The organism is Paraglaciecola psychrophila 170 (genome assembly GCF_000347635.1).
In the GTDB taxonomy this organism is placed as follows: domain Bacteria; phylum Pseudomonadota; class Gammaproteobacteria; order Enterobacterales; family Alteromonadaceae; genus Paraglaciecola; species Paraglaciecola psychrophila.
In genome coordinates this window covers 4,687,019-4,704,670 of the sequence record NC_020514.1, presented here as the reverse complement: position 1 = coordinate 4,704,670, position 17,652 = coordinate 4,687,019, and the positions used below count along the sequence as shown (strand labels likewise).

Genomic DNA, 17,652 nt, shown 5'->3' with positions numbered 1-17,652 from the left:
ATCTTTTAGCAAGCTGCGTAATTCCAAGGTTAATAATCCCCATGTTTTCATTTTTTGAACGGTTAACTAATCCGTTTCCTGCTGCTCACCCAACACAACCACCTGATACAATTTTCGCATTCTGTCGTTACTATACCCAAGGTATGTGGCCGGTTATTTTTTGTGTTTCTATTTTAGCTGCCGCCATTGCTGCACTAGAAGTATCGCTCTTTGGTTTTTTAGGTCAACTGGTTGATTGGTTGGCTGAAAGCGATAGAGAAACATTTTTACAGCAAGAGTTAGGCAGTCTTATATGGATGGCAATACTGGTATTGGTTATTTTACCAGTATTAGTGGTGACTCAATCTTTGTTGTCACATCAGGGACTGATGGGAAATTTCCCGATGCAAATCCGTTGGCAAGCACACCGGTATATGATTGGTCAAAGCTTAGGCTTTTTTCAAAATGAGTTTGCTGGACGTATAGCCACTAAAGTCATGCAAACTGCGTTGTCAGTGCGTGAAACCGTGATGAAAACACTGGATATCTTAGTGTATGTTAGTGTGTATTTTTTCAGTATCTTGTTTTTGGTTATCTCAGCCGATTGGCGCTTAAGTGCTCCCCTTATTATCTGGTTTTTAGTTTATTTAGTGATCTTGCGTACGCTTATTCCCAAATTGAAAAGGGTGTCGCAACGTCAAGCCGATGCACGTTCGATGATGACAGGGCGTATTGTGGATAGTTATACCAATATCACCACAGTCAAATTGTTTGCTCACACCAATCGCGAAGCAGAATACGCCAAAGAGGGCATGTTGGGTTTCTTGAAAAAAGTCTATCCTCAGATGCGCTTGGTAACGGTGTTGTATGGTTGTGTTTGGTTTAGCAATGCTCTACTGGTATTCAGTATTACTGCGCTGGCGATATATCTATGGATGTTGGAGTTGGTCACACCTGGTGAAATCGCGATTACCGTGAGTTTGTGTCTACGCCTTAATGGTATGTCGCAATGGGTGATGTGGGAGGTATCTTCGCTGTTTGAAAATATCGGTACTGTGCAAGACGGCATCAACAGTTTGTCGTTGCCTGTTGATGTGCAAGATAAACCCAATGCAAAAGCCTTAGAAATGAAGGGAGGGGCGATTCATTTCAATAAAGTGAACTTTGGTTATGCTGGCGCTAATGATATTCCTATTACAGTGTTTAAAGATCTTGATATCAAAATTAAACCAGGCGAAAAAGTAGGACTGGTAGGCCGCTCAGGCGCTGGAAAGTCTACTTTGGTTAATCTACTGCTACGTTTTTATGATATCCAAAGCGGCAGTATTACTATCGATGGACAAGATATTAGTCAGGTTCAACAAGAAACCTTGCGTGCCAATATTAGCATGGTGACCCAAGACACTTCATTGTTACATCGCTCAGTGCGCGATAACATTCTGTATGGGCGTTTAGATGCCAGTGAAGAGGATATGCTAAAAGCGGCCAAACAAGCTGAGTCCCATGAGTTTATTCAAACCTTGTCTGATTTGCAGGGCCGCACCGGTTACGATGCACACGTAGGTGAGCGTGGAGTGAAACTCTCGGGAGGTCAACGTCAGCGTATCGCTATAGCTCGCGTTATGTTGAAAGACGCGCCTATTTTGATTTTAGATGAAGCTACGTCTGCACTTGATTCTGAAGTAGAAGCGGCAATTCAACATTGTCTGAATAAAGTTATGGAAAACAAAACTGTACTGGCTATCGCTCACAGGTTATCTACTATTGCGCAGATGGATAGATTGCTGGTGCTTGACCAAGGCAAGATTGTTGAATCAGGCACCCACACAGAATTGATACACAAAGGTGGGATCTATGCCAAATTGTGGGAGCATCAAACAGGTGGTTTTATTGGCTTAGAATAAAATTTAACTAATTAAAAAAGTTCTTTAGAAAATAAGAGTTTGTCTGTGATAGGCATATTTATTCAAGGACTATTGATTTCTGGTGGTTTGATTATCGCCATAGGTGCACAAAATGCCTATATTTTGAGACAAGGTTTACTGGGTCAAAAGTCTTTTATGCTTGCGCGGTATGTTTTATTTGTGATGCGGCATTAATTACCCTAGGTATAGTAGGTGTATGTTCCATTTTACAAACGTCGCCATTTTTCCTTAATTTTTTATCGATACTTGGTGCTATATTTTTGTACTGGTATGCATGCAATTCCTTTATAAGAGCTTGCAAAGGAAATAGTCACTTACATATTGAACAAGGAGTGGGTAAGCAGCAATCACTTGCCAAATTAATGTTAACTACATTAGCTATAACGCTATTCAATCAACATGTTTATTTAGATACATTAGTGATAAATGGAGGCATAGGTGGAACATTGGGTAGAGAAGAAAAACACTGGTTTTTACTAGGCTCAATCGTTGCTTCATTCGTTTGGTTTTTTGGATTGGGATATGCTTCTAAAAAACTCATTCCGTTTTTTGAAAAGAGTAAACATGGATGATTTTAGATTCTGTCATTGGCTTAGTGATGGTATGGATTGCCACAGGTTTAGTTATATTTGTTTATCAGAATTTATTGATATGAGCTTAAATTGACAACTATCATTATCGACCACTTTGTGGCACCACTTTGTCTCGAGCAAATAGAAATATTGTTTGAAGATGAATATTTGTTAGGCATCAATAAACCCAGTGGCTTATTGAGTTTATCAGGTAAAAACCCACTGAATAAAGATTCTGTTCATTACCGGTTAGTACAGCAATATCCTGATATCAGGTTGACGCACCGCTTAGACCTAGGCACCTCAGGAATAATGATATTAGCTAAAAACAAAGTGGTTAATGCAAACCTGACTAAGCAGTTTCAAGCTAGAAGCATCATAAAACGTTATGTGAGTATTTTAGCTGGAGAGGTGCAGGATAGTGAGGGACTGATTGACTTACCCATAGCTAAAGACACATTACTTTTCCCTCGGCTAAAAATTTGTCATCAAGATGGAAAATCAGCCCAGAGTCATTTTCAAGTGACTGCAAGGCTAGATAAGCCAGTAGCTACTAAAGTGTTGTTTACGCCTTTGACTGGAAGAACCCATCAGTTGCGTATTCATAGTCAGGCGATTGGGCATCCAATTCTAGGTTGCGACCTTTATGGCACGGAGGTAACCCAGAAAATGGCTTCTAGGCTAATGTTGCATGCCTCTGATATTACTTTCGACCATCCGCATTCTCAACAACGCGTGACCCTCACTAGTCCTTGTCTTTTTTAAACGTTGAATAAAGCAGCCAACAGTCCAATTAGTCCGCCAAACACACCGCCCCATACCACTAACCAACCTAAATGTTCTCTGATCATGCTTTGGATAATGTCTTTAACCATGTCAGGTGTGAGCTCATCTAAACGCTGTTCAACAATTTGATTGATTTTGACATGTAAGTCTTGCTGAACGCCCGGCTGGGTTAGCTCTTCTTGTAGCAGCAATACAAACTTAGGATCTTGAGTAATATCAGCCAAGGCGGAGCCCATTTTTTCCACAAAGGGTTGTCGCATAGGCTCTAGAGCTTCAACACCGCCGAACATGCCTAACATCTGACCAAATGAAGATGCCTTGATAACCTCTACCAACGAGTCAAATGTCGGTGCTAAATCCACCTTTCTAATAATTGGGGCAAAATCCACTTGCATAGGTTGATTACTGTCGGCTAAAAAACGTTGAATGTTTTCTTCACTAAAAAACTGTTCCATCACCAGCGTACGAATACCGCTTTTAAAATCTTCAAAGCGTTGTGGAATGACACCCGATCCATATAATCCAGGAACTTTTTCAAACAGCATATGTATCGCTAACCAGTTAGTGATGGCACCAGATACAGCAAATAAACCAACGGTTTTTACGATTATGTTATCTAAGAAAAAGCCCACAAAAACTAAGGCGATAGCTAATCCATTGGTGATAATACTTTTGTTCAAAGAAAAAACTCCAAGAGTGTTAAATATGAAAAGGTTTTATATCAGTAAATGATTTGCTGTCAACTAGTGAACGGCATAATGTTTATCTTAATATTACTTATTCTTTAAATAACCTAAATATTTTTCGCCCATTTACCACTAAAAACATACCTTCAATGATCACGCCGCCTATTGAAGCAACTAAGTGATTATGATTTAACCAACTTAGTGTTCCTATTGACATGAAAAGCCGCATACGTATAACTTGTTCTTTAAACACCGCTCATGTGCCAAGCGTTGCACCTAGTAACGGCAATAGATGTACCCATTCAGTGCTATTGGGAATGGCCATTAGCCAAACCGTGAATACAAGTATCAACATCACCCAAACACTCGTGGTTAAGCTGGATACATAATTACGAGCACTACCGAGTAGGGCCATAGTAGAGGTTTTCCAAAGCCCAAACATGAAAAAGTAAATGCAGTCAGATAGTATCTGAATTTTTGATTATTCCTGTGCAAAAAAGCGTTAACGGCAGCTATTAACCCGATAGATTTTGCCAAAACAAGGGATTAAGTGATTCAAAGATAGCGATAAAATCAATCAACAAAGGTTACTGAATACATAAAATATTAACAGCCTAAATTGTCTGATTTTGATACTATAACGTTAGCATCTAAGCGCTTGCGAAGTTAAAAATTAAATATACATTCAGGAGGTTCGAACGACCTATGATTGTGTTCTTTCATCTTTCTTCTTGAATCCCCGATGCCAATAAGTATAATACGGCTCCCTCCTTGATAGTGATTCAGAATTTTTCCCGAAAAATCGATGTTTCTTCAAGGTTGATGTAACTAAAATTTGCGTTGTTGGATAGTTAATCTGATATCCGATGGTCGCTATGAGTTTTAGGGGTGTAGTTCCAATTGGTAGAACAGCGGTCTCCAAAACCGATGGTTGGGGGTTCGAATCCCTCCACCCCTGCCACTTTATTGGCAAAAATGTCCCATTTTTAGGTGACGATGTAACTAGTGAGAATTAGGGTTTAGCATGAGTGAAAATACAGAAAACAATTCCAATCCGTTAGATATGTTGAGGTGGTTGGTAATATTTGGTTTATTAGGTGGCGTAGTAGCTGTTAACCATTTTTTCCCAGAACTCTCAGTTCTGTACATTGCCCTGATTGCTGTGGCTGCTGTGGGTGTCGCTGGTTTTATAGCTTCAACCACACTTAAAGGTAGCACTTTCATTACTTTTGCAAAAGAATCTCGAATTGAAGTACGCAAAGTCGTATGGCCCACTCGTCAAGAAACGACTACGACTACTATGATTGTGTTAGCCGCTACAGTTGTAATGGCACTTCTTCTGTGGGGACTAGACGGGATTATCGTTGAGGTTGTCTCATTTATAACTGGATTAGGGATTTAAGTCATGTCTGATAAAAAATGGTACGTGGTTCAAGCTTTCTCTGGCTATGAAGGCCGTGTTCAAAAAACGTTATTAGAACACATCAAAATGAATGAAATGGAAGACTTCTTCGGTGAGATTTTAGTTCCTACAGAAGAAGTTGTTGAAATGCGAGCTGGACAGCAAAGAAAAAGCGAACGTAAATTTTTTCCAGGATACGTATTGGTTCAAATGGACATGAATGAAGATTCATGGCATTTAGTTAAAAGTGTACCTCGTGTTTTAGGATTTATTGGTGGTACTTCAGACCGCCCAGCGCCTATTACAAAGAAAGAAGCCGATGCTATATTGAATCGTCTTGAAGAAGGCGTTGATAAGCCAAAACCAAAGACATTGTTCGAACCGGGCGAAGTGGTACGGGTTACCGATGGGCCTTTTGCGGATTTCAATGGTGTGGTTGAAGAAGTAGATTACGAAAAAAGTCGCTTGAAAGTATCCGTACTTATTTTTGGTCGTTCAACGCCAGTAGAACTAGAGTTTGGTCAAGTAGAAAAAGGCTAGCTCTAACATTTAATTCAGACGAAAAAGGATGCATCTAGCATCCTTTTTTATTGGCAATAAACAATGAAATATTAACGTCACTTAATTTATGTCATTGTTATAACGCTGACTTAAAATCGAGGTTCGTGGTTGGTAATTCTGCAACTTAATGCTGATTGTTTCAGGGATAGTCTTAGTATAATTCTTTAAACAGATCTCATGTCCTTTAAGTGAAATTCGACTAATTTATGGTGTTGATATTGTCATTACTCCCAGGGACGCAACAGGTCATAGCACGAGTCAGGTTAACTAGTAAGAAGGTGATTGGGATTTATCACCAGATATTCTGGCTAACTTAAAAACTTGATATGTCTCAAATTAATATTCGCCCTTGAAAACAACTACTAAATTTAAAATATGCTTAGTCAAGGCACTATACAGATCCATGATAATACTGTTATAAAGTTACCCATGAACAAATTGAACGAGAACATCTAACCACGATGAAAGTCCTAAGTAGCGCATCTTATTTCTGTAATAGTGCCGCGTATAAAACATGAAATTGGTTTTGTAACACACCATATGAAGCATAAAATAAAGATCTGTGACAATAATACTTGTGCTGTTGCAATGGTTCATCTATACTTTGCGACCAATTTTATTAGAACGGGAAGCCAATAAAGTGAGCATGCTCAGTGTTTACAAGGCGTTATACCCAAATTAGAGAGTATTATCATGGCGAAGAAAGTCACTGGCTTAATTAAGCTTCAGGTTGCCGCAGGTGCTGCGAACCCTAGCCCACCAGTTGGTCCTGCACTAGGTCAACATGGTGTAAATATCATGGAGTTCTGTAAGGCGTTTAACGCAAAAACAGAAGCTCTAGAGAAAGGCGCTCCAGTACCAGTTGAAATCACTGTATACGAAGATCGTTCTTTTACCTTCATAACTAAAACTCCTCCTGCTTCTTTCTTACTTAAGAAAGCTGCTGGTATAAAAAATGGTTCTGGTCGTCCTAACACTGAAAAAGTGGGTAAAGTGACGCGTGAGCAATTAGAAGAAATTGCTAAAACTAAAGAACCTGATCTGACTGCAGCAAGTTTAGAAGCAGCAGTAAACACCATCGCTGGCTCTGCACGCAGCATGGGCTTAGTGGTAGAGGGGTAAGACATGGCTAAATTAACAAAACGCGCTCGCTTAGTTTTAGAAAAAGTTGATGCGACTAAAGAATACGAATTTAATGAAGCAGTGACTTTATTAAAAGAATTAGCCACTGCTAAATTTGCAGAAAGTGTTGATGTTGCAGTTAACCTTGGCATAGATGCACGTAAATCTGATCAAAACGTCCGTGGCGCAACTGTATTACCAAATGGTACAGGTAAAGACGTACGTGTTGCAGTGTTTACTCAAGGTGCAAATGTTGAAGCTGCTAAAGCTGCCGGTGCTGACATAGTTGGTATGGAAGATTTAGCTGAGCTAGTTAAAAAAGGCGAAATGAACTTTGACGTAGTTGTTGCATCACCAGATGCAATGCGCGTTGTTGGTCAGTTAGGTCAAATATTAGGTCCACGTGGCCTAATGCCTAACCCTAAGACCGGTACGGTTACACCAGACGTTGCTACAGCAGTTAAGAATGCTAAAGCAGGTCAGGTTCGTTATCGTAACGACAAAAACGGTATTATCCATGCAAGTATTGGTAAAATCGCTTTTGAAGCAAACCATATTCAAGAAAACTTAGCAGCATTGCTAGAAGCGCTTAACAAAGCTAAGCCTTCTTCAGCTAAAGGCACTTTCATTAAGAAAATTAGCCTTAGTACAACAATGGGTGCGGGTGTTTCTTTAGACCAAACTAGCTTAGAATCTAAGTAAGTTTGGTTTTAGCAGGTAGCCAATAGGTTATTTGTTTCTCTATAACGGTTGTGGGTTGGAGTCTGAGTTTAGTTTTTTTCAAAATTAGCTAAACGACAGACTCCCGTCCAAGACCGCAGGCGTAAGTTGGTGAATGAAGTAAGAGAGCATTCACCTAGATAGTGATTTTATAGTCACATGTCGCAAACAACTTACTTAAAATGCAAGCCTGCGCAGACGGTGGTTTCGACTCAGACTCTCTGGGATTAACGAACACCGTAGAGCGGTGGATTTGTTCAGGTTTAAGCTTGAGTAATGATATCAATCTGTGAATCCTGAAACGGATATTTCAAAAAGAAATGATGTTTCAGACTTTAAGAGGTGAACTCAGTGGCATTAGGCTTAGCAGCAAAAAAAGAGATCGTAGCAGAGATAAACGATGTTGCGTCTCGAGCTCTATCTGTTGCCGTCGCTGAATACCGTGGCATGGAAGTAGCAGAATTAACTGACCTTCGTGTTAAAGCCCGTGAACAAGGTGTTTACTTACGAGTAGTTCGTAACACACTGGCAAAACTCGCTTTAGCTGATAGTAAGTTTTCTGATATGAACAGTGCTTTAACTGGTCCGTTAATCTATGGTTTTTCCATAGATGCACCTGGTAGTGCTGCACGTCTTTTCAAAGACTATGCAAAAACTAACAGTAAGTTAAACGTAACTGCACTTTCTATTGGTAGTGGTTTATTGGGTCCAGAAAAACTGGATGCAGTAGCGTCACTTCCTACCCGCGACGAAGCGTTGTCAAGATTACTTGCTACCTTCAAAGCACCTGTCGAGAAATTCGTTCGTACTATCAACGAAGTTCCAGGCAAATTTGTGCGTGTATTAGCGGCGATCAAAGACGAAAAATAATTTTCGACTTTGGCATTATAAATTTTTAACATTAAACCCAGGAGTTTAGAGAAATGGCTCTAACTAAAGATGATATATTAAACGCTATTGCTGAAATGCCAGTAATGGAACTTGTGGAACTTATTGAAGCGGCTGAAGAAAAATTCAACGTTTCTGCTGCAGCAGCTGTTGCTGTTGCTGGCCCTGCTGCAGCTGCTGAAGCTGTAGAAGAGCAGACTGAGTTTGATGTTGTTATGACATCTTTTGGTCCAAATAAAGTTTCAGTAATCAAAGCTGTACGTTCTGCTACAGGTCTTGGATTGAAAGAAGCTAAAACATTAGTTGAAGCTGCTCCAACACCTGTGAAAGAAGGTATTTCTAAAGCAGATGCTGAAGAACTTAAGAAGACGCTTGAAGAAGCTGGCGCTGAAGTTGAGCTTAAATAATAATCTGTTTAAACACAGATTGTTAGCCTGAAATGGCATAGGCTGGTGACTTTTTAGTCACCAGCCTTTTTGCGCTGTAGGATTTACTATTTTCATCCTTTGATATTAGTCCTAATAAAGAAGTGCAAATTGTAGGTAAAACTAAATAAAACCAATAAGTTAAGTAAGCCTCTTAATGACTTTGGTAAACGTTTTTCTACAACCTTAAAGGATAGCGGAAGTTTGTTTAACTTTATGTCTGTATAGACATCTAGATAAGCAGGTTGGGTCAAAAATCGGCAGGCTGAGGAACCCATGGTTTACTCTTATAGCGAAAAGAAACGTATCCGTAAGGATTTTGGCAAACGTCCACAGGTATTGGAAATACCGTATCTACTTTCAATCCAATTAGATTCTTTTAAAAAGTTTATTGACCTGGATGTAGATGGTCAACATGGACTGGAAGCAGCATTTCGATCAGTTTTCCCAATAAAGAGTTACTCCGGTAACGCTGAGTTGCAGTATGTAAGTTACCGTTTAGGTGCCCCAGTATTTGATGTGAAAGAATGTCAAATTCGTGGTGTTACATTTTCTGCACCACTACGTGTGAAATTGCGTTTAGTGTTGTTCGATAGAGAAGCAGCACCGGGCACAGTAAAAGACATTAAAGAGCAAGAAGTCTACATGGGTGAAATTCCACTCATGACTGATAACGGAACATTTGTTATCAATGGTACTGAGCGTGTCATAGTGTCGCAATTGCACCGTTCACCAGGCGTGTTCTTCGATCACGACAAAGGGAAAACTCACTCATCAGGTAAAGTGTTGTATAACGCGCGCGTTATTCCTTACCGTGGTTCGTGGTTAGACTTTGAATTTGACCCTAAAGATAATTTGTTTGTTCGTATAGATAGACGCCGTAAATTACCGGCAACTATTATGCTACGAGCATTAGAAATGCCTACCGAAGAAATACTTGAGTTGTTTTTTGAAACAAACCAAGTACGTATCGACGGTGAAAAGTATTTGTCAGATATCGTGCCAGATCGTCTTCGTGGTGAAACTGCGCAGTTCGATATCTTAGATAATAAAGGCAAAGTAGTCGTAGAAACGGGTCGTCGTATTTCGGCACGTCATACACGCGCACTTGAAAAAGCTAAGATCACAGAGCTTGAAGTACCGGCAGAGTATTTAGTAGGTCGTGTATTTGCTCGTGATTATATCAATAAAGAAACAGGTGAAGTCATTGTTAGTGCAAACGACCTGTTGACTTTAGAAAACATTGTTGAGATTACAGAAGCAGGTATCAAAGCATTTGATACGCTTTACATCAATGAACTTGACCACGGTGCTTATATTTCAGATACATTACGTATTGATGGCTCAAGCAATAAGCTTGAAGCATTAGTTGAAATATATCGCATGATGCGTCCTGGCGAGCCACCGACTAAAGACGCAGCAGAGACTTTGTTCAATAACTTGTTCTTCTCAGAAGACCGTTATGACTTATCTGCTGTTGGACGAATGAAGTTCAATCGTCGTCTAGGTCGAGATATATCGACTGGTAAAGGCGTGTTAGACAAGGCTGATATTGTTGCTGTAATGAAACAGCTTATCACTATCCGTGACGGAAAAGACGAAGTTGATGATATCGATCACTTGGGTAACAGACGTATACGTTCTGTTGGCGAAATGGCTGAAAATCAATTCCGTGTTGGTCTAGTTCGTGTTGAACGTGCTGTTAAAGAACGTTTGAGCTTGGGCGACCTTGATGCAATCATGCCTCAGGACTTAATCAACGCCAAACCTATATCTGCTGCAGTTAAAGAGTTCTTTGGTTCAAGCCAATTGTCTCAGTTTATGGATCAGAATAATCCTTTATCTGAAGTTACACACAAGCGCCGTATTTCAGCCTTAGGTCCGGGTGGTTTAACCCGTGAACGTGCAGGTTTTGAAGTACGTGATGTACATCCGACACACTATGGTCGAGTTTGCCCAATCGAGACGCCTGAAGGACCAAATATTGGTTTGATAAACTCGCTTGCAAGTTACGCCCGAACTAACGACTACGGTTTCTTAGAAACTCCGTATCGTAAAATAGCTGACGGTGTTGTGACTGACGAAATTGACTATCTATCTGCGATAGAAGAAGGTCAATATGCGATTGCACAAGCAAACGTAGTACTAGATGAAAAAGGTAAGTTGACAGAAGACTTGATCCCTTGTCGTTTCCGTGGTGAAACCACGTTAATGCCGGTTTCTGATATCACTTACATGGATGTGTCACCGCAACAAATTGTATCTGTTGCTGCGAGCATTATCCCATTCCTTGAGCATGATGATGCTAACCGAGCACTAATGGGTGCCAACATGCAACGTCAGGCCGTTCCTACTCTAATAGCTGAGAAGCCTTTAGTCGGAACAGGTATGGAAAAAATTGTAGCTGTGGATTCTGGTGTCACTATCATCGCAAAACGTGGTGGTTCAGTTTCCTTCGTTGATGCAAGTCGTATTGTTGTTAAGGTTAATGAATCTGAAATGACTGCTGGTGAGGCGGGCATTGATATTTACAACCTAACTAAATATACCCGTTCTAATCAGAACACGTGTATTAACCAAAGGCCAACTTGTAATGTCGGCGAACCGGTTGTAGCTGGAGATGTATTGGCTGATGGTCCGTCTACTGATATGGGTGAACTGGCTTTAGGTCAAAACATGCGTATCGCTTTCATGCCTTGGAACGGTTACAACTTTGAAGATTCTATCTTGATCTCTGAGCGTGTAGCAATGGAAGACAGATTTACTTCTATCCACATTCAAGAATTAAGCTGTATTGCTCGCGACACTAAGCTTGGTCCAGAAGAAATCAGTGCCGATATTCCAAATGTTGGTGAATCTGCATTGGGTAAACTAGATGAGTCTGGTGTTGTTTATATCGGTGCTGAAGTTAAAGGTGGCGATATTCTTGTAGGTAAGGTGACACCTAAAGGTGAAACTCAGCTAACCCCAGAAGAGAAACTTCTACGAGCTATTTTCGGTGAGAAAGCATCTGACGTTAAAGATACTTCATTACGTGTACCTAATAGTGTACATGGAACAGTCATCGACGTTCAGGTCTTTACGCGTGATGGTGTTGAGAAAGACAAACGCGCACGTGAAATTGAAGATATGCAATTACGCGAAGTGAAAAAAGACTTATCTGACGAATTTAATATTTTGGCTGACGGTATTTTTGCACGTGCAGGTAACTTGTTAGTTAAGTCTGGTGTTGATCAGGCAAGGCTTGACAACATGCCACGTGATAAGTGGTTTGACTTAACACTTAACGATGACGATTTGCAGTCTGAGCTGGACCAAATTGCTGATCAACATGTTGAGATCAAAGCAGACTTTGATACTAAGTTTGAGGTTAAACGTCGTAAGATCACTCAAGGTGATGACTTGGCACCCGGTGTGCTTAAAATTGTTAAGGTTTACCTTGCAGTTAAACGTCATATTCAGCCTGGTGATAAAATGGCGGGTCGTCATGGTAACAAAGGTGTTATCTCGACTATCAAACCTGTTGAAGACATGCCTTATGATGAAAACGGCACGCCAGTTGATATCGTTTTGAACCCATTGGGCGTACCTTCTCGTATGAACATCGGTCAGGTACTTGAAACTCACTTAGGTATGGCTGCTAGTGGTATCGGTGTTAAAATTGACCGTATGCTTAAAGAGCATGAAGAGATGGCCAAGCTGCGTAGCTTCTTACAAGAAGTTTATAGCGCAGGTAAATCTCATCAAACTGTTGATTTAAGCACCTTCACTGATGATGAAGTGACACGTTTAGCCGGTAACCTTCGTAAAGGTGTACCTATGGGGACGCCTGTTTTCGACGGTGCAACTGAAGCTGAAATCAAACATATGCTGACCTTGGCAGATATCCCTGAAAGCGGACAAATTACTTTGTTCGATGGTCGTACTGGTCGCGCATTTGAGCGTCCTGTGACTGTAGGTTATATGTACATGTTGAAACTGAACCATTTAGTAGACGATAAAATGCATGCTCGTTCTACTGGTTCATACAGCTTGGTTACACAGCAACCGTTGGGCGGTAAAGCGCAGTTCGGTGGTCAGCGTTTCGGAGAGATGGAAGTATGGGCACTTGAAGCTTACGGTGCTGCTTACACCTTGCAAGAAATGTTAACTGTTAAGTCTGATGATGTGAATGGCCGAACCAAAATGTATAAGAACATTGTGGATGGTGATCACCGTATGGAACCTGGTATGCCGGAATCCTTCAACGTGTTGTTGAAAGAAATCCGTTCGCTAGGTATCAACATCGAACTAGAAGAGCGTTAAGCTGCTCATTGAGCTATTAGACATGATGGTGTAGCACTTGTGCTACACCTTTGCAATTGACTCCGCTGGGAGAGAAATGTGAAAGATTTATTAAAGTTTCTTAAGCAACAACATAAGACTGAAGAATTCGATAATATCCGGATTGGTCTTGCATCACCGGACATGATCCGTTCGTGGTCATTTGGTGAAGTTAAGAAGCCAGAAACAATTAATTACCGTACTTTTAAACCAGAACGTGACGGTTTATTTTGCGCACGTATTTTTGGTCCTGTAAAAGATTACGAATGTTTGTGTGGTAAGTACAAACGTCTTAAGCACCGTGGTGTAATTTGTGAAAAATGTGGGGTAGAAGTTACCTTAACTAAAGTACGTCGAGAACGTATGGGCCACATTGATTTAGCAAGCCCGGTTGCGCATATTTGGTTCTTAAAATCATTACCGTCTCGTATCGGTTTGATGTTAGACATGACCTTACGTGATATTGAGCGTGTACTTTATTTTGAATCATATGTGGTGTCAGAACCAGGTATGACTACGCTTGAGCGCAGCCAACTTCTCACTGAAGAGGAATATTTGGATGCACTTGAAGAGCACGGTGACGAATTTGAAGCAAAAATGGGTGCTGAAGCAGTTTATGAATTGCTGAAAGCCTTAGATGTTGACGCTGATGTTGTCTCTATGCGTGAAGAGTTGCCCTCTATTAACTCTGAAACAAAGCGTAAAAAAATCACAAAACGTTTGAAATTATTAGAATCTTTCCAATTATCAGGTAATAAACCTGAGTGGATGATTTTGACAATTTTACCTGTGTTACCGCCAGACTTACGTCCATTGGTCCCACTAGACGGTGGACGTTTTGCAACGTCGGATTTGAACGATTTATATCGTCGTGTTATTAACCGTAACAACCGTTTAAAGCGCCTATTAGACCTTGCCGCACCAGATATTATCGTACGTAACGAAAAACGTATGTTGCAAGAAGCTGTTGATGCGCTGCTAGATAATGGACGTCGTGGTCGAGCTATAACTGGTTCTAATAAGCGTCCTCTTAAATCTTTGGCAGACATGATCAAAGGTAAGCAGGGTCGTTTCCGTCAGAACTTACTAGGTAAACGAGTCGATTATTCAGGTCGTTCGGTTATCGTTGTTGGTCCTACTTTGCGTTTGCACCAATGTGGTTTACCTAAAAAAATGGCTCTTGAATTATTCAAGCCATTTATTTATGGAAAATTAGAAGCTCGCGGCTTAGCGACGACTATAAAAGCGGCTAAAAAATTAGTAGAACGTGAAGATCCGGAAGTATGGGATGTATTAGACGAAGTAATCCGTGAACACCCAGTATTACTTAACCGTGCACCCACACTTCACAGATTGGGTATACAAGCATTTGAACCTATCCTAATCGAAGGTAAAGCTATTCAGTTGCACCCTTTGGTGTGTGCTGCATACAACGCCGATTTCGATGGTGACCAAATGGCTGTTCACATTCCGTTGACGATTGAAGCACAGCTTGAATCTCGCGCTTTGATGATGTCTACCAATAACATCCTTTCACCCGCCAATGGTGAGCCAATTATTGTTCCTTCACAGGATGTGGTAATGGGCTTGTACTATATGACACGTGACCGTGTTAATGGTAAAGGTGAAGGCATGGTATTCGCTAGTCCGTATGAAGCTGAAAAAGCCTATCGTACCGAAGCTGCAGAGTTACACGCTCGCGTTAAGATACGTATGACAGAATACGAAACGGATGCTGAAGGTAATAAAATTGAAAAAGTTACGCTAACTGATACCACTGTTGGTCGTGCGATATTTTCTTTGGCATTGCCAAAAGGTATACCATTCGAAATCATCAATAAAGCTATGGGCAAAAAGCAAATATCTAAGTTGTTGAATGCTTGCTACCGTACATTGGGTCTGAAAGATACGGTTATTGCAGCTGACCAAATCATGTATACCGGTTTTCATTACGCGATGATTGCGGGTGCATCTGTTGGTATAGATGACATGGTTATTCCTGATGCCAAGAAAGACATCATTGAAGATGCTGAAGCTGAAGTACGTGAAATCCAGGAACAATTTCAATCTGGTCTTGTGACTGCGGGTGAACGTTACAACAAAGTTATCGATATCTGGTCGAATGCTAACGAAAAAGTGGCTAAAGCCATGATGGATAACTTGTCAGTAGAGACAGTTAAAAATCGTGATGGTGAAATGGAAGTACAGAAGTCTTTCAACTCAGTATTTATGATGGCTGAATCTGGAGCTCGTGGTAGCCCCGCCCAAATCCGTCAGCTAGCTGGTATGCGTGGTCTAATGGCGAAGCCAGATGGTTCAATCATTGAAACACCCATTACTGCTAACTTCCGCGAAGGTTTGAACGTACTTCAGTACTTCATCTCTACTCACGGAGCACGTAAAGGTTTGGCCGATACGGCATTGAAAACTGCTAACTCTGGTTATCTAACCCGTCGTTTGGTTGATGTTGCGCAAGATTTGATTATCAACAACGATGATTGTGGTACGTTTGAAGGTGTTAAAATGACACCTCTAATTGAAGGTGGCGATGTTGTTGAACCACTTCGTGAACGTGTACTAGGTCGAACTGTTGCAGAAGACGTGATGAAACCAGGTACTAATGAAGTATTAGTAGAGCGTAACGTTCTTCTAGATGAAGCCTTAGTAGACCTACTTGAGGTCAATTCGATTGACCAAATTCAAGTACGTTCTGTTATCACCTGTGAGAACGACTTTGGTGTATGTGCTAGATGTTACGGCCGTGATTTGGCTCGTGGACACATGGTTGGTCATGGTGAAGCTGTCGGTGTTATTGCCGCTCAGTCGATCGGTGAACCTGGTACACAGCTTACAATGCGTACTTTTCACATCGGTGGTGCAGCATCAAGAGCGTCTGCAGAAAACAATGTACAAGTAAAAACGACTGGTACCTTGAAATTGCATAACGCTAAGTCTGTTCGCAACAGTGATGACAAAGTAGTGATTGTTTCTCGTTCAACTGAGATCACTATTATTGATGATCAAGGTCGTGAGAAAGAGCGTTATAAAGTGCCTTACGGTGCAATCTTAACAGTCGATGATAATACTAAGGTTACTTCTGGTGAAGTGGTCGCTAACTGGGACCCGCATTCACACCCAATCGTAACGGAACGTGCTGCCAAGATCAGTTTCTCTGACGTTGATGACAGTAACACTGAGATGCAGCAGGATGACTTAACTGGTCTGACGCGTATCGTGGTTAATGATTTATCTAAAGCGAATGCTAAAGAGCCTAAGCTTATTCTTGAAAGTGAAGAATTTGGTTTACAAGAAATTCGTTTACCAAGTTTTACTACCATTGAAGCAAGTGATGGTATGGATGCTAAGCCTGGTGATGTATTGGCACGTATTCCTCAAGAAAGTTCTAAAACTCGTGATATTACCGGTGGTCTTCCACGGGTAGCTGACTTGTTTGAAGCTCGTAAGCCTAAAGAGCCTGCCATCCTAGCTGAAGTGTCAGGTATGATTGGTTTTGGTAAAGAGACTAAAGGTAAGAAACGCTTAACCATTACGCCTAAAACTGGAGATCATTACGAAGAGATGATACCTAAATGGCGTAACCTCAACGTGTTCGAAGGTGAAAACGTTGAAAAAGGTGAAGTTATTGCTGATGGTGCTGAATCTCCACATGACATTCTACGTTTACGTGGGATCAGTGCAGTTTCTAACTATATCGTTAATGAAGTACAAGAAGTTTACCGCCTGCAAGGGGTAAAAATTAATGATAAGCATATCGAAGTGGTTATTCGTCAAATGCTGCGTAAGTGTATGATCACTTATTCAGGTGACAGTAGGTTCTTAGAAGGCGAGCAGGTTGAAGTGTCTAATGTGAAGATCGCTAACCGTGAATTGGAAAGACAGGGAAAAATCCCTGCTCAATACGCACCACAGTTACTAGGTATCACTAAAGCATCGTTGTCTACTGAGTCATTTATCTCAGCAGCCTCTTTCCAAGAAACAACCCGTGTTCTTACTGAAGCAGCAGTGCAAGGTAAAGAAGATGAGTTACGTGGATTGAAAGAAAACGTAATCGTTGGACGTCTGATACCAGCTGGTACCGGCTTTACACATCATCAGAAACGTAATGCTAGAAAACTAGCAGAACTTCAGCAACTGGAAGAACCTTCAGTTTCTGCATCTGAAGCAGAATTGGCATTATCTGAGGCACTTAATGCCGAAGTAAGTGATACACCTGCTGACGAATAAAAAATAAGATCGCAAAGT

At 40.9% G+C, this 17,652-nt stretch carries 13 protein-coding genes, 1 tRNA gene and 1 pseudogene; 13 read left to right on the top strand and 2 right to left on the bottom strand.

The genetic code is table 11. The annotated features are described in order from the left end of the window. The first annotated feature begins 41 nt into the window (after positions 1–41). From C427_RS20585 to C427_RS20575, 4 genes are all read left to right on the top strand, one after another. Positions 42–1,883, top strand: a complete 1,842-nt coding sequence (locus C427_RS20585; RefSeq protein ID WP_007643178.1) for an ABC transporter ATP-binding protein — start codon at positions 42–44, stop codon at positions 1,881–1,883. Positions 1,884–1,928: 45 nt separating this feature from the next. Further along, complete coding sequence (locus C427_RS26815) at positions 1,929–2,078, top strand: hypothetical protein (RefSeq protein ID WP_007643179.1); 150 nt, start codon at positions 1,929–1,931, stop codon at positions 2,076–2,078. Continuing rightward, entirely contained in the window at positions 2,060–2,476 is a 417-nt protein-coding gene (locus C427_RS25260) for a LysE/ArgO family amino acid transporter (RefSeq protein WP_081589088.1), read from the top strand. Before C427_RS26815 ends, C427_RS25260 begins: the two co-directional genes overlap by 19 nt. 90 nt (positions 2,477–2,566) lie before the next feature. Then, positions 2,567–3,241 (top strand): RluA family pseudouridine synthase, encoded by a 675-nt coding sequence (locus C427_RS20575; protein ID WP_007643181.1) that lies wholly within the window; start codon positions 2,567–2,569, stop codon positions 3,239–3,241. Here the strand turns inward: C427_RS20575 and C427_RS20570 are convergent. After that, entirely contained in the window at positions 3,238–3,942 is a 705-nt protein-coding gene (locus C427_RS20570; protein ID WP_007643182.1) for a DUF445 family protein, read from the bottom strand. The genes C427_RS20575 and C427_RS20570 overlap by 4 nt on opposite strands. A 97-nt stretch (positions 3,943–4,039) precedes the next feature. Beyond that, positions 4,040–4,402: pseudogene (locus tag C427_RS27910) on the bottom strand (YgjV family protein). A 430-nt stretch (positions 4,403–4,832) separates the two neighbouring features. Between C427_RS27910 and C427_RS20565 the strand changes: the two are divergent. From C427_RS20565 to rpoC, 9 genes are all read left to right on the top strand, one after another. Then, a tRNA-Trp gene (locus C427_RS20565) sits at positions 4,833–4,909 on the top strand. Between the two features lie 63 nt (positions 4,910–4,972). After that, positions 4,973–5,350 carry a preprotein translocase subunit SecE gene (gene secE / locus C427_RS20560; protein WP_007643186.1) on the top strand — a complete coding sequence of 126 codons (378 nt, stop codon included), beginning with the start codon at positions 4,973–4,975 and terminating at the stop codon, positions 5,348–5,350. Between the two features lie 3 nt (positions 5,351–5,353). Then, complete coding sequence (gene nusG / locus C427_RS20555; RefSeq protein WP_007643188.1) at positions 5,354–5,890, top strand: transcription termination/antitermination protein NusG; 537 nt, start codon at positions 5,354–5,356, stop codon at positions 5,888–5,890. Positions 5,891–6,604: 714 nt separating this feature from the next. Continuing rightward, positions 6,605–7,033 (top strand): 50S ribosomal protein L11, encoded by a 429-nt coding sequence (rplK, locus tag C427_RS20550; RefSeq protein ID WP_007643190.1) that lies wholly within the window; start codon positions 6,605–6,607, stop codon positions 7,031–7,033. Between the two features lie 3 nt (positions 7,034–7,036). Then, the gene (gene rplA, locus C427_RS20545; RefSeq protein WP_007643192.1) at positions 7,037–7,735 is read left to right on the top strand and encodes a 50S ribosomal protein L1; all 699 of its coding nucleotides are present in this window, start codon (positions 7,037–7,039) and stop codon (positions 7,733–7,735) included. Between the two features lie 369 nt (positions 7,736–8,104). Then, entirely contained in the window at positions 8,105–8,623 is a 519-nt protein-coding gene (gene rplJ / locus C427_RS20540) for a 50S ribosomal protein L10 (RefSeq protein WP_007643197.1), read from the top strand. A gap of 53 nt (positions 8,624–8,676) precedes the next feature. Next, on the top strand, positions 8,677–9,048 hold the full coding sequence (gene rplL, locus C427_RS20535; RefSeq protein WP_007643199.1) for a 50S ribosomal protein L7/L12: 372 nt from the start codon (positions 8,677–8,679) through the stop codon (positions 9,046–9,048). A gap of 294 nt (positions 9,049–9,342) precedes the next feature. Continuing rightward, on the top strand, positions 9,343–13,371 hold the full coding sequence (rpoB, locus tag C427_RS20525; protein WP_007643202.1) for a DNA-directed RNA polymerase subunit beta: 4,029 nt from the start codon (positions 9,343–9,345) through the stop codon (positions 13,369–13,371). 78 nt (positions 13,372–13,449) lie between these two features. Further along, on the top strand, positions 13,450–17,634 hold the full coding sequence (rpoC, locus tag C427_RS20520) for a DNA-directed RNA polymerase subunit beta' (RefSeq protein WP_007643203.1): 4,185 nt from the start codon (positions 13,450–13,452) through the stop codon (positions 17,632–17,634). Positions 17,635–17,652 lie beyond the last annotated feature (18 nt).